The sequence below is a fragment of the Allobacillus saliphilus genome (genome assembly GCF_018138385.1).
Lineage (GTDB): Bacteria > Bacillota > Bacilli > Bacillales > Alkalibacillaceae > Allobacillus > Allobacillus saliphilus.
Genome location: NZ_JAGSIE010000050.1, coordinates 1 through 13,215, shown reverse-complemented (window position 1 = coordinate 13,215; position 13,215 = coordinate 1). Strand labels below are relative to the sequence as shown.

Genomic DNA, 13,215 nt, shown 5'->3' with positions numbered 1-13,215 from the left:
CCGCCGTATACGGAACCGTACGTACGGTGGTGTGAGAGGTCGGAGGTTAACTACCTCCTCCTACTCGATTTTAGCATGAAAATTATTTTCTATGAAAAGAAAGAATACTTTTCTCATACGTATGAAAAGTATTCTACTAACGAATTTCATAAGCACATGTTATTATTGAAAAAAGATCTCTTCATTGGTGGTGTTGTTTTGAAGGAGTTTGAGTTTATTCAAAAGATTAAACCGTCTTATTACAGAAACTCATCAGTTATTAAAGGGATCGGTGATGACGCAGCTGTTGTAAAGCCGCCCAATGGATATGAGCTTGTTATCGCTTCTGATACAATGGTGGAGAATGTTCATTTCTCTTTTGAATATATGGAGTTAAAGGATATTGGCTTCCGTGTGTTGGCGGCAAATTTAAGTGACCTGGCAGCAATGGGAGCAACGCCGCTCTATTACGCTGTAAATATAGCTGTACCGTCAACTTATTCTGATGAACAGTTAATCGATTTATATCTTGGTATGGACGAACTAGCCAAAAAGTATAAAGTCGATTTAATTGGTGGAGATACAGTTTCAGCAAATGAATTGGTCATTACGATAAGTGTATTTGGAAAAGTGTTGCCGAATAAAAAACGATTAAGAAGTTACGCGAAAACAAACGATATTGTATTTGTTACGGGTAATTTAGGTGAAGCTGCTTATGGTTATGACCTATTAAAATCGGATGTTCTATTTGAAAATCATTTTACTGACCGGCATAAACGACCTACTCCCCGGCTTGATTTTGCGGAATTGACGGATTCAGTAACTCGTATGTCATTGAATGACCTGAGTGATGGATTGGCAAGTGAACTCAATGAAATCGCTGAGGCTTCAAATGTTATGATTGAAATCAATTGGGATGACTTACCGATCCATTCTAAAATGACCAATATAGAAATTGAGCAATTAAAAAAGTATGTTTTATCAAGTGGAGAAGACTTTGAGTTGGTCGGCACGTGTTCTCCAACAGAATGGGATCTATTGAAAGAGGCTACAAACAATCAGCTACCAGTGACACCTATTGGCAAGGTTACTGCTGAAACAAGTACGCCAGAAGTATATTTAACGATAAATGAAACAAAAACAATTTTGTGTAAAAGTGGTTATTCACATGGCTAGAAGATAGGTGATTGGATGAAAGAATTTATTGCAAATAATGAAGAAGAAACAATGGATTTTGCTGAAAGGTTAGGCGAGTTATTACAACCAAATCAAGTAATCACGCTCGATGGTGATTTAGGTGCAGGGAAAACAACGTTTACAAAGGGGTTAGCAAAAGGGTTAGGAGTCAAACGAACAGTCAATAGTCCAACCTATACGATTGTAAAAGAGTATCGTGGTCGGATGCCTCTTTATCACATGGATGTGTATCGACTGGAGGATAGCGAAGAGGATATTGGTTTTGATGAATATTTTTCAGGTGAGGGTGTCACTGTGATCGAATGGTCCGATTATATTCACACTTTTCTACCTGATACGTACTTAAAGATTCAAATGAAGAAGGAAAGTGCAGATCAACGTCAAATTCTTCTTCAACCTATTGGCGAAGAATATGAGAAATTAATTGAGGAGCTTCAACAATGAACATATTAGCAATCGATACTTCGAACCGACCAATGAGTGTCGCATTATATCACAATGAGATTCCTTTGATTGAGCACACGTTAAATAGTAAACGAAATCATTCTGTGCAATTGATGCCAGCGATTGAGTATTTAATGAAGGAAGTGAACCTTCAGCCTAAAGATCTTTCGAAAATTGTCGTTGCTAATGGTCCTGGTTCGTATACAGGATTACGGATTGGTGTCACTACGGCAAAAACACTGGCTTGGTCGTTAAATATCCCATTAGTTACTGTCTCTAGTCTTGAGCTTGTAGCGGCTAATCTAATTTACTCAAATGGTCTTGTTTGCTCGTTTTTCGATGCGAGACGGGGAAACGTCTTCACTGGATTGTATCGTGCTCAAGAAGGCCAATTAGCGGTACAATTGCCTGACCAGAATATCGCGATGGACGAGTGGTTGAATCAACTAAATGAATTGGGAGAACCGATTACAATGGTCAGTCCAACAGAGCATTCATTTCATGATTTGGTTTCTGAAAAATTAGGCGATCGTGCCAAATGGATTAGAGGGCATCTGAGTTTCCCGCAAGCGGGCCAGCTTGTTCTACTGGGAAAAGATCGAGAACCCGTGGATATTCATTCAACGAGTCCGAATTATCACCGATTAGTTGAGGCTGAAGTCAAATGGATGGAGAAAAATGGACGCAATGAGTAAGGAAGCGATTGTCAGACGGATGACCATTGAAGATTTGGATCAAGTGATGGACGTAGAATATGCTTCCTTCCGTTCACCATGGAGGAAAGCAGACATTTTACATGACTTAATCAATAATCCATTTTCAGATTACCTAGTCATTGAAAAAGGAGATCGAGTCATTGGCTATTGTGGTACATGGACAGTTGTTGAGGCGGCTCAAATTACGAACATTGCAATCCATCCGGATGAACGAGGACAAGGCTATAGCGTGCAGTTATTTCAACGAATGCTCAAATACTTGAGGTTGAAAGGTGCAACTGAGCTTACATTGGAAGTACGAAAATCCAATCATGTGGCTCAACGATTATATGAACGGTTTGGTATGAAACCAGTAGGTGTACGAAAAAATTATTATCAAGATGATGGGGAAGATGCCATTGTCATGTGGGTGGAATTATAAATGGATCAAGAAAAGATATTAGCAATTGAAACAAGCTGTGATGAGACAGCTGCAGCAGTCGTCGAGGGAGGTACAACCTTACTTTCTAATGTCGTCGCTACGCAAATGGAGATTCACCAGAAATTTGGTGGTGTTGTACCTGAGCTGGCTTCTCGTCACCATATTGAACAGATTACATTAGTCATTGAAAAAGCATTAAACGAAGCGAAAGTCACGATGGATGAGATTGATGCGATTGCTGTCACTGAAGGACCAGGTTTAGTCGGTGCATTGTTAATTGGTGTGAATGCGGCAAAAACGTTGGCATTCGCTCATCAGAAACCATTAATTGGTGTGCATCATATTGCCGGTCATATTTATGCTAATCGGTTGGAACAAGAATTTCAATTTCCGCTGTTAAGCTTAGTTGTTTCTGGAGGACATACAGAGTTAATCTTAATGAAAGAGCACGGCGACTACGAAATTATTGGTGAAACAAGAGATGATGCTGCAGGCGAAGCATATGATAAAGTCGCAAAAGCATTAGACTTACCTTATCCAGGTGGACCAGTCATCGATCAACTGGCTCACGAAGGAGAAGAAACATATGATTTCCCGCGATCGTGGTTGGAAAAAGACTCATTTGATTTTAGCTTCAGTGGATTGAAAACGGCTGTTGTAAATCAAATCCATCAGTTAAAGCAAAAAAACGAACCTATATCTAAAGCTAATATCGCAGCATCTTTCCAAGCCAGTGTCGTTGATGTGTTAGTTGAAAAAACGTATCAGGCGGCCCAACAATACGGTGTGAAGCAATTAATCGTTGCCGGTGGTGTTTCTGCGAATCGCGCACTACGACGATCAATTCAAGAAAGATTTGAAGGGACAAACATTGCGGTGTCCATTCCTCCGCTTTATTTATGTACGGATAATGCAGCGATGATCGGAGCAGCCGCATCCATTCAATATCGTAACAATCAATATGCCAGTCTGAATTTAAATGCACAACCTGGGTTAATGATAGAAAGGTAAAACATGTTATCCACAGTGACAAGAAGTTGCTGTGGGTATTTTTTTATATAGGTTGCCATGACGCTGTTGATAATGTGAATAAATATGTGGATAATTTTATATTTAACTGTGGATAACGTGTATAAGTCTGTGGATTGCTCTTAAATCAAGGGGGGGTATGTGGATATGTTCGTGGATAAAAGAATATGAAAAAACGATTATATTTCTAGTTAACTTTCCTATTAAAGTATAGATCAATAATATTGAATACAATCACCATATAAATAACCCGAACTAAATTTTAGTTCGGGTTTAATGTGGAATAAAGCTGTTTATTCATTCATTTCATCCATCTGCAGTTGCAACTGCTCCCACTCTTCCATATGTTTTTCGAGTAGATGTTGATGATGCTGCAAGTCGTCTTGAATGGATTGTAGTCTTGAATAATCACCAGCAATTTCAGGACCGCTCATCGTTTCTTCTAACTGTTCGATTTTCGTTTCTGTATTACTGATTTCTTCCACAATGGCTTCAAGTTTCCGTTGCACTTTACGATATTCACGTTTGAATTGTTTTTCCGCCTGAAAGTCTTGTTTATCTGGTTGCTCACTTTCGAGTTCGTTTTCCGCTCTTGCCAATTCTTCTAATTCAGCTTCTTCTTCAATTTTTTCTATATAATAATCATAGTCACCTAAAAAGATGCGCGAACCTTCTTTGGTTAATTCCATTACTTGAGTGGCAATTCGGTTAATGAAATAACGGTCGTGCGATACAAAAAGGATGGTTCCTGGAAAATCAGCCAATGCTGCTTCAAGAACTTCCTTACTGTCTAAGTCTAAGTGGTTTGTCGGTTCGTCCATTACAAGTACGTTTGCTTGTTGTAGCATGAGCTTCGATAAGAGCAGCCGAGCTTTCTCGCCGCCGCTCAGCATCCCGACTGTTTTTAATACATCATCACCACTGAATAAAAAGTTCCCGAGAATCGTGCGAATGTCTTTTTCATTTTTCTGCGGATAGTCATCCCATAATTCCTGAAGAACAGTTTTTTTCGGATGCAAGGATGCTTGTTCCTGATCATAATAACCAAATTGTACATTTGTGCCGACTTGGATTGTTCCGTGTACTTGTTCCAATTTCTTTAAAATCGCTTTGAGCAATGTTGATTTCCCAACCCCATTGGGTCCGACAATCGCTAAACGTTCTCCTCTGTTTACATGGAAGTTCACATTTTGGAAGACGGGTTTATCCATGTCTTCATATTGAGCCATCAAGTTTTCAACTTTCAATACATCATTTCCACTTTTGCGTTGGATGGAGAATGAAAACTTCGTCGATTTATTTTCCAATGTCGGGCGGTCCATAATCTCCATTTTCTCTAATTGCTTTCTTCTCGCTTTCGCTCGATTACTGGTAGAATCTCTAGCAATATTCCGTTGAATGAAGTCTTCTAATTGTTTCACTTCCGCTTGCTGTTTGTCGTATTGCTTTAATTCAAGCTCATAATCTTTTGCGCGTTGCGTTAAATAATAGCTATAGTTTCCATGATATTTCTTCGTTCGTTGGAAAGTCACTTCATAAACGGTGGAAATGGTTCGGTCTAGAAAATATCGGTCGTGGGAAACGATCACAATCGCACCGTCATATCCTCTTAAATAGGATTCCAACCAACTTAGTGTTCGGATATCCAAATGGTTTGTCGGCTCGTCCAAAATTAAAAGTTGTGGTTTGGACAATAACAGCTTCGCCAATGCGAGCCTCGTTTTTTGCCCACCACTTAATTCATTAACAGGTGTGGAAAAATCAAAATGGCCAAAATCTAGTCCATGCAAGACAGATTCAATCTCAGCTTCATATTGAAAGCCACCAGAAGACTGAAACAAGTTTTGTTTTCGATCATAGTCATGGAGCAGTTGTTGGTAGGTTTCTTCATCTTTCATTTCATCAGGATCAGCCATCTTTATTTCCATTGCCCGCAGATCTTTTTCCAAAGCGATTGTATCTTTAAATAGGGTGAGCATCTCATCCCATATGCTCGCGGTAGAATTAAAACCGGTATGTTGTTCCAAATAACCGATCGTCAAATCTTTTGGTTGATAGATTTCACCTTCATAGGAAAGTTCACCAGCCATTATTTTAAGCAAGGTCGATTTCCCAGCGCCGTTACGCCCGACGATGGCAATTCGATCTTGATTATGTACTTCTAATTTAATATCCGATAGAATAAGGTCAGCGCCAAAATATTTACTGACTTGATTTAATTGCATTAAGATCATCATTTCACCTCTAACTAGTTCTCCTCCATTTTAGCATTGTTATGGAGAATACGTTAGTGGTTGAATTGGTTAAAAGGAGTCTGAGTAATGAAAGATGACCGCATCCCACGAGCAACGGTGAAGCGGCTGCCGCTTTACTATCGACATTTAAATATTCTTTCAGATCAAGGGAAAAGTCGAATTTCCTCGAAGGAACTAAGTGAAATTGTCAAAATAGATTCAGCAACGATCCGAAAAGACTTCTCGTATTTCGGTGAGTTAGGCAGAAAAGGTTATGGGTATGATATCCAAAAATTGATTCAATTTTTCCGGAAAATTCTAGACCAAGATGAAGTGGCGAAAGTTGCACTGATCGGTGTCGGGAACTTAGGGAAAGCATTATTGAACTATAATTTCATCAAGAATGATAATATGAGAATTGATTTAGCGTTTGATACGAATAAGCAGAAAATCGGCCATTCGATTGGAAATGTACACATTTATGCATTAGACGAGCTTGAAACGACGTTAAAGGAATCGGGAATTCAAGTAGCTATACTGACAGTACCCGCAAGTGCTTCCCAGCAAGTAGCTGACCGCTTAGTCGACAGCGGAATCGAAGGAATTCTGAACTTCACGCCAGTTCGTTTAAACGTACCGGATGCCGTCCAGGTACATAGCATTGATTTAGCCGTTGAGTTACAAACATTGAATTATTTTTTAAAAAACAAATCGTAAAATTTTGTTGGAAAACGTATTGAGGTGAACAGCATTGAGCAAGGAAGCTGATACAACGAATAAATGGCTCGTCATTGTCTCCGTTTTATTCGGAACATTTACAGTCATTCTAAATAACAGTATGCTGAATCCGGTTCTTCCGGATTTTATGTATATATTTGATTCAGATGCCGTCGGAGTCAGTTGGATCTTAACGATTTTTATGCTTTCTATGGGTATGACGATGCCACTGACTGGTTACTTAGGCGACCGATTCGGAAAAAAGAAAGTGTATATTGCTGGTTTGCTTTTGTTCATGACAGGTTCGACACTCGGTGCACTCTCCCAAACATTAAGCATGGTCATTATTGCCCGTGCTGTACAAGGAATCGCCGGGGGATTAATGATGCCGAACGCCATGGCATTAATCTTTCAAGCCTTTCCGAGAAATGAGCGAGGTTTTGCCGTCGGGGTTTATGGAATTTCTGTGATGATTGCACCGGCCATTGGACCGACGATCGGTGGCGTAATTGCAGAAAACTTCTCATGGTATTTTCTATTTCTATTCAATATTCCTTTTGGTTTACTGAGTTTGACTCTATCTACTAAATACCTAAAACCGACACCATCTGATCCATCGTTGAAATTTGATTGGATCGGTTTCTCGATGATTACTGTCGGGGTTGGTTCTATTCTCTATGTTCTTGGACAAGGCCGTGAGTTTGAGTCCGCACTTACTTGGACTAATTTATTCTTAGTCATCGTCGGTTCCATTTTAATTATTTTATTTGTTCGTTACGAGTTAAAATTAAAACAACCTTTACTGGATTTAACCGTGTTTCGAATTAAAACGTACCGATATTCAATTATGGTTACATCTGCGGCGTCCATCGGTTTGTTCTCTGGTCTTTTCTTAATTCCGTATTTAATCCAAGAAGCATTAGGATTAGGGCTTATTGAAACCGGACTCGTTTTCTTACCAAGTGCGCTAGCGAGTGGTGTATTTATGACATTAGGTGGGAAATTACTTGATTTGAAAGGCCCGAAATTCGTCGTGCCACCAGGCTTAGTGTTAATTGCTGGTGCATCCTTATTGTTTGGATTTTTTGTTGACCTCTCAACACCTTATTGGTTAGTCGTTGTATTCTTTGCGATTCATGGATTTGGTTTAGGATTTGGTAATATGCCGGCTACCACGGCAGGCATGAATGCCATACCAGAGAGACTTGTCGCCCAAGGTTCAGCGATGAACAACCTCATCCGTCAAATTGCTTCGTCAATGGGAATTGTATTATTTTCCGTTTATTACGAAACACGCCGAGGGAGCATCATGCTTGCAAATGAGATATCTGCTGAAGCGGCAACGATGCAAGCACTTAATGAAGCGTTTATCATAGCTGCAGTAATTGTAGCGAGCGCCATTCCGGCAGCATGCCGGATGAAGCAGGAATATAATGAAGAATAAGGAACCTTCTCCGATTTGGAGAAGGTTTTTTGATTGTTCGTAGGGGTGGGCGCATATATTTTAGATTCGGGAGCATATTTTTTTGGATTGGTAGCATATTTTTTTGCTTTGGTCTCATATTTTATGCAACTAAGAGCATAAGGCGAGGTAGTAGGCACATATTTTTCTAAATTGGGTTCATATAGGTGAGGTTCAATCACTTTGGGTGTGCCTCGTAATTACCAAAAACAACAATCTGACTGAAAATGTGCTAATTACTCAAGAAGCCTGATAATTCGCTTAAAGAATTTAGCCTAATTACTTGAAAAATGTTCCTCGCTACTCAAGCATGTCGTAGTTCACACAAAAAAAATCGAGACAGCTACATGCCATCTCGATTTTTCGTACTATTTTTTCTCTTGTTGTTCTTTTAAACGTCTGTGGAGCCCGAACATTTTGATTGCTGCGCCGAAGTCGAACGCGGCGATCAGTGTGAAAATGATTGTCGCAATGTTCCAGACAGTATCTTCAACACTCATGTAAGCAATGTACATGAATCCTAGCCCCATCAGCAAATAAATAATCGCAAAAAATCGCGGTGATGCACGCATAAGTTATCCCCCAATTAAAATTGTTGCCGTATTTTCTAATTCCTGTAGCCGTCTTTCCAAATCTTCTATATCGACGAATAGGTTAATTAATACGGCCGTTGCATTCATGGCTCCGTGGGCGATCATCGGTACAATGATTCTTTTCGTTTTTACATATAAATATGAAAAAGCAAAACCCATAGCCACATACGTTAAAGTGAACGTGAAATCAAGATGCAAAGCGCTGAATATTAAAGAAGAAAGTAGCGCTGCAAAAAAGAAATTCATTCGTTTGTAGAGTTGTCCAAAGAAAATTTTTCGGAAAATCAATTCTTCGAAAAATGGCGCGAATACAATGGGTACAATAATAAACCAATAATTCGCCTCGATAATGCTAATAATATCCGTCGTATTTTCAGAGGCTTGGTCAATGCCTATAAATTGGAAATTAATGATATTGGCTATCATTTGCGCACCATATGCAATGAATACGCCGCCAATGGACCAGCCGATTAGCTTGCCAATTCCTTCGCGGTCGCGCATATTGCTTGGTTTCATATCTTCTCTAATCAAGTATAGCATGACGAACGCTGCGATCGTATAACTGAACAAATGCCAATAGACGAAGTGATCGACCTTTTCCAAACTCGGAAAGACACGCTCAAAGAGCCCCATACCGACGAGTGGTGAAAGTTGTACCAATATATAAGTGAAGATGATGATCCAATATCTTTGAGGCAATTCAACCGTCTCCTTTTGTTCATCATTCATGAGATGATACACTAGTTTTGTTGGCTATTTTTAAGCTATTTTTTAGAAATCAAAAAAGAACCTAACGTTTATTTTATACTAAATCAAAAGCTGAAACAAAAATATTGTTTTTTACTTGCAAAAAAATAAAAGATTGAGTATTATAATATTGGATTTAGCACTCAGCTAACACGAGTGCTAACAAAACGATTATTCAATTCATAAGAGGAGGTTTTTGTCGTGTTAAAACCACTAGGAGATCGCGTCATTATCGAGGTTGTTGAGCAAGAAGAAACAACAACAAGTGGAATTGTTTTGCCTGATTCCGCAAAAGAAAAGCCACAAGAAGGGAAAGTTGTGGCAGTTGGCTCTGGTCGAGTGACTGAACAAGGTGAAAAGGTTGCACTAGAAGTGAAAGAAGGAGACCGCGTCATTTATTCAAAATTTGCAGGAACAGAAGTGAAGCAGGACGGCAAAGAATACTTAGTCTTACGAGAAAACGACATCCTGGCTGTTGTTCAGTAATACAAATTAACGGAATGAATCAAGGAGGTATTTATACTTATGGCTAAAGAAATGAAGTTTGGTGAAGACGCTCGTCGTCAAATGCTTAATGGTGTTAATACATTGGCAGATGCCGTAAAAGTAACATTGGGACCAAAAGGACGTAACGTTGTTCTTGAGAAGAAATTTGGTTCTCCATTGATTACGAATGATGGTGTAACAATCGCAAAGGAAATCGAATTGGAAAACCACTTTGAAAATATGGGTGCACAGCTTGTATCCGAAGTTGCTTCCAAAACAAACGATGTTGCTGGTGACGGTACAACAACGGCAACGGTTTTGGCACAAGCCATGATTAGTGAAGGATTGAAAAACGTAACATCTGGTGCAAACCCAGTAGGTATTCGTCGCGGAATTGAAAAAGCTGTTGAATTAGCAACAAACGAACTTCGCGAGATTTCTGAAACAATTGAAGGAAAAGACTCGATTGCACAAGTTGCTTCAATCTCTTCTGCAGATGAAGAAGTTGGTCAGTTGATCGCTGAAGCAATGGACCGTGTGGGTAACGATGGTGTTATTACAATCGAAGAATCTAAAGGTTTTGCAACAGAGCTAGAAGTCGTTGAAGGTATGCAGTTCGACCGTGGCTATGCTTCTCCGTATATGGTTTCTGACCAAGATAAAATGGAAGCAGAGCTTGAAGATCCATACATTCTAATTACAGATAAGAAAATTAGCAATATCCAAGAAGTTCTTCCTGTATTAGAGCAAGTTGTACAGCAAAGCAAGCCAATCTTGATTATTGCTGAAGATGTTGAAGGCGAAGCGCTAGCAACACTTGTTGTCAACAAACTACGTGGCACATTCAACGCAGTTGCCGTAAAAGCTCCTGGTTTCGGTGACCGTCGTAAAGCAATGCTTGAAGACATCGCGACTCTAACTGGAGCAGAAGTAATTACAGAGGACTTAGGTCTAGACTTGAAATCAGCTACAATTGACCAATTAGGCCGTGCTTCAAAAGTTGTTGTCACAAAAGAAAATACAACAATCGTTGAAGGCGCTGGCCAAGCGGACGAACTATCTGCTCGCGTTAACCAGCTACGTGCTCAATTAGAAGAAACAACTTCTGATTTCGATAAAGAAAAATTACAAGAGCGCTTAGCTAAATTAGCAGGCGGAGTAGCAGTCATCAAAGTAGGTGCTGCAACAGAAACTGAATTGAAAGAGAAAAAACTACGCATCGAAGACGCATTGAACTCAACGCGTGCAGCAGTTGAAGAAGGAATCGTTTCCGGTGGTGGAACAGCTCTTGTTAATATCTACCGCAAAGTAAGCGAGTTGTCTCTAGAAGGCGACGAAGAAACAGGTAAAAACATTGTTCTTCGTGCACTAGAAGAACCAGTACGTCAAATTGCCGAAAACTCCGGACTAGAAGGTTCAATTATCGTTGAACGTCTAAAAGGTGAAGATCTAGGTGTTGGATTCAACGCTGCGACAGGCGAGTGGGTGAACATGGTAGAAGCAGGTATTGTAGACCCAACAAAAGTAACTCGTTCAGCGTTACAGCACGCTGCATCTGTAGCTGCGATGTTCCTAACAACTGAAGCAGTAGTTGCCGACCTACCGGAAGAAAACGGCGGTGGCGCCCCAGACATGGGCGGCATGGGCGGCGGCATGCCGGGCATGATGTAAGCCAAAAACTGAATAATAAAGGCTTGATATGACGAGGTTTGCCAGAGGGTAGACCTCGTTTTTTTCTTGTATGTCACAAAAAGGTAACATGAATAAGTAACCATAAAAAATTGAGTACAGATAACGTTATGGCAAAAATATTAATTATAAAATATTAATAATGAAGAAGCTCAGCTAAACTTCTTATGTAAAGATAACTGAGCTATTATGCAAATAACGCTTTAAATAAATGCAAATTATCGGTCAAAGTGACACTTTTATGGTGCTTCTATTTGATTCAATTAGTGTCATAACTTATGCAACTTCTTTTGGCATATCTCCAAGTACTTTTGCTTGTATTAGGCGTCTTCTGACAACAATGCCAATCCAGCTGGCTAGAAATGCCTTAATGAATCCTACAGCAAGAAACGGGTATACACCGGCAGCCAAGGAAGCACTCCATCCAAGATCCAGTACAAGTTTCAAATGAATAGTACCAAAAACCAGTGTTACAAACATTCCCATAATATTTGCGATGACAGCCATTGAGATTGTAAAACTTGTTTTTTCCAAAATGAGACCAGTAACGTACGCTGCGGCTATAAACCCAAAAATATATCCACCTGAAGGGCCTACAAGCACCTGTGGTCCCCCACTGAATCCAGCGAATACCGGAAGGCCGACCGCTCCAATCGCCATATAGAGCACCATTGCCAATGATCCATGACGGCTTCCAAGAACAGTTGCTGCAATCCCTACTGCCAATGTCTGGCCACTGATTGGAATAAGTGGAAGTGGAATTTCCATCTGTGCAAGTATTGCAGTTATAGCGGCAAATATAGAGATCTTGAGCATAATTCTCAGTTTATTACCTTGTCGATTCAATGTAAACGTCCCCCTTCTGTTAAAAATTATTTTAATAGAAGAAGGGGGGTGATTGTCAACCACTATCATTGATTGGTTTACAATTATAGCTTTCTACATAACGATCATTAAAAAGAAGTAGCACTTATTTCAGATTTAAGTTTCAATATGCATTGTTCGTGATGATAAAAATACAGAAGTTGAAGTTCCACCACTTTGATATGATACCTCATCAAAGTTATTCAACTGTTTCTTTCTTGGTATGTTAATTATATTTTCAATTTATAGTTACGCTAGTTTAAGAACCTTATTTGATTAAACCGAAAGGGCGCGATTGTTATATAATCATCGCGCCTAAATCAAGGCCATATTGTTTAGTATATTATTAAGGAAAGAATAAAAAGGAAAATAAATGGGGGGAAAGCTAAAGAAGAGCCAGAGAGTTTCTTACATGAAAACCATCAAGTGTATTTTTACAAGACAGTATTATGTGACTTGGCAGGAAATAATCATCAGGCTATTTATACTACACGTTCAGATAAAATGATAGATATTTTGATACCAAAAGTATAATACGATTAGAATTCGATGAGAAAAGAAGGATGACGTACAATAGTTTGTGTAAAACTCTTGAAGACAAAAAAAGAGGTAGGGTATCCTCAGAGTAAACAACGAA

The 13,215-nt window shown here is 39.4% G+C and carries 13 protein-coding genes; 9 read left to right on the top strand and 4 right to left on the bottom strand.

Features of this window, described 5'->3' with window-relative positions; genetic code table 11:
• Nucleotides 1-75: 75 nt before the first annotated feature.
• Genes thiL through tsaD form a run of 5 tightly spaced genes read left to right on the top strand, consistent with a single transcriptional unit; the run spans nucleotide 76 to nucleotide 3,768 of the window.
• Nucleotides 76-1,155 carry a thiamine-phosphate kinase gene (gene thiL / locus KC820_RS12785; protein WP_212371591.1) on the top strand — a complete coding sequence of 360 codons (1,080 nt, stop codon included), beginning with the start codon at nucleotides 76-78 and terminating at the stop codon, nucleotides 1,153-1,155.
• 15 nt (nucleotides 1,156-1,170) lie between these two features.
• A complete protein-coding gene (tsaE, locus tag KC820_RS12780; protein ID WP_144163754.1) occupies nucleotides 1,171-1,620 on the top strand; it encodes a tRNA (adenosine(37)-N6)-threonylcarbamoyltransferase complex ATPase subunit type 1 TsaE in 450 nt (149 codons plus the stop codon).
• On the top strand, nucleotides 1,617-2,315 hold the full coding sequence (tsaB, locus tag KC820_RS12775; RefSeq protein WP_144163755.1) for a tRNA (adenosine(37)-N6)-threonylcarbamoyltransferase complex dimerization subunit type 1 TsaB: 699 nt from the start codon (nucleotides 1,617-1,619) through the stop codon (nucleotides 2,313-2,315). The genes tsaE and tsaB overlap by 4 nt, the downstream gene beginning before the upstream one ends.
• Nucleotides 2,308-2,757, top strand: coding sequence for a ribosomal protein S18-alanine N-acetyltransferase (rimI, locus tag KC820_RS12770; RefSeq protein WP_212371596.1), 450 nt, complete (start codon nucleotides 2,308-2,310; stop codon nucleotides 2,755-2,757). The genes tsaB and rimI overlap by 8 nt, the downstream gene beginning before the upstream one ends.
• Nucleotides 2,758-3,768 (top strand): tRNA (adenosine(37)-N6)-threonylcarbamoyltransferase complex transferase subunit TsaD, encoded by a 1,011-nt coding sequence (gene tsaD, locus KC820_RS12765; protein ID WP_212371589.1) that lies wholly within the window; start codon nucleotides 2,758-2,760, stop codon nucleotides 3,766-3,768.
• 311 nt (nucleotides 3,769-4,079) lie between these two features.
• Here tsaD and KC820_RS12760 read toward each other — a convergent pair whose 3' ends face one another.
• Complete coding sequence (locus KC820_RS12760; protein WP_212371588.1) at nucleotides 4,080-6,020, bottom strand: ABC-F family ATP-binding cassette domain-containing protein; 1,941 nt, start codon at nucleotides 6,018-6,020, stop codon at nucleotides 4,080-4,082.
• An 87-nt stretch (nucleotides 6,021-6,107) separates the two neighbouring features.
• On the opposite strand from KC820_RS12760, the gene KC820_RS12755 reads away from it, so the two are divergent.
• Together KC820_RS12755 and KC820_RS12750 are read left to right on the top strand one after the other, a co-directional pair.
• Nucleotides 6,108-6,737, top strand: a complete 630-nt coding sequence (locus KC820_RS12755) for a redox-sensing transcriptional repressor Rex (protein ID WP_212371586.1) — start codon at nucleotides 6,108-6,110, stop codon at nucleotides 6,735-6,737.
• A gap of 34 nt (nucleotides 6,738-6,771) precedes the next feature.
• Nucleotides 6,772-8,181, top strand: a complete 1,410-nt coding sequence (locus tag KC820_RS12750) for an MDR family MFS transporter (RefSeq protein ID WP_212371584.1) — start codon at nucleotides 6,772-6,774, stop codon at nucleotides 8,179-8,181.
• Between the two features lie 386 nt (nucleotides 8,182-8,567).
• Here the strand turns inward: KC820_RS12750 and KC820_RS12745 are convergent, their stop codons facing one another.
• Nucleotides 8,568-8,771 carry a YdiK family protein gene (locus KC820_RS12745; protein ID WP_144088984.1) on the bottom strand — a complete coding sequence of 68 codons (204 nt, stop codon included), beginning with the start codon at nucleotides 8,769-8,771 and terminating at the stop codon, nucleotides 8,568-8,570.
• Between the two features lie 3 nt (nucleotides 8,772-8,774).
• A complete protein-coding gene (locus tag KC820_RS12740) occupies nucleotides 8,775-9,521 on the bottom strand; it encodes a CPBP family intramembrane glutamic endopeptidase (RefSeq protein WP_236782673.1) in 747 nt (248 codons plus the stop codon).
• Nucleotides 9,522-9,740: 219 nt separating this feature from the next.
• On the opposite strand from KC820_RS12740, the gene groES reads away from it, so the two are divergent.
• On the top strand, nucleotides 9,741-10,025 hold the full coding sequence (gene groES / locus KC820_RS12735; protein WP_212371582.1) for a co-chaperone GroES: 285 nt from the start codon (nucleotides 9,741-9,743) through the stop codon (nucleotides 10,023-10,025).
• 39 nt (nucleotides 10,026-10,064) lie between these two features.
• Nucleotides 10,065-11,696, top strand: coding sequence for a chaperonin GroEL (gene groL / locus KC820_RS12730; protein ID WP_212371580.1), 1,632 nt, complete (start codon nucleotides 10,065-10,067; stop codon nucleotides 11,694-11,696).
• Nucleotides 11,697-11,990: 294 nt separating this feature from the next.
• On the opposite strand, the gene KC820_RS12725 is transcribed toward groL, so the two are convergent.
• Nucleotides 11,991-12,560, bottom strand: a complete 570-nt coding sequence (locus KC820_RS12725) for a biotin transporter BioY (protein WP_377862708.1) — start codon at nucleotides 12,558-12,560, stop codon at nucleotides 11,991-11,993.
• Nucleotides 12,561-13,215 lie beyond the last annotated feature (655 nt).